Annotated in this window: 1 pseudogene; it reads left to right on the plus strand. The window is 49.9% G+C overall.

Features of this window, described 5'->3' with window-relative positions:
* Nucleotides 1-439 (plus strand): annotated as a pseudogene (locus tag ACTHUF_RS11355) (aminotransferase class I/II-fold pyridoxal phosphate-dependent enzyme); the annotation flags it as partial.

Here is a 439-nt window from a genome sequence, read left to right on the forward strand (position 1 = left end):
CCTTATTACAACCCTGAAACAGTCGGCGTGAAACTTGAAGAAGTGACTGCGTTTTTCAAACCCTTGCCGGGAAACAGCGTCTTGATTTTGCACCCATGCTGCCAAAACCCGACCGGCGTCGATATGTCGCAAGCGCAATGGGATGAAGTGTTGGACATTATCAAAACGCACAAGCTGATTCCGTTTATGGACATTGCATATCAAGGTTTCGGCGAGGATTTGGACAGCGATGCCTATGCAATCCGTAAAGCCGTCGAAATGGGCCTGCATTTGTTTGTAAGCAATTCTTTTTCGAAAAACCTGTAGCTGTACGGCGAGCGCGCCGGCGGTTTGAGCGCCGTGTGTCCAAATAAGGAAGAAGCAGAGCTGGTGTTCGGACAGTTAAAGTTTACCGTCCGCCGTATTTATTCTAGCCCTGCCGCGCATGGCGCATACATCG

The sequence above is a fragment of the Neisseria sp. P0024.S006 genome (assembly GCF_051956595.1).
Lineage (GTDB): Bacteria > Pseudomonadota > Gammaproteobacteria > Burkholderiales > Neisseriaceae > Neisseria.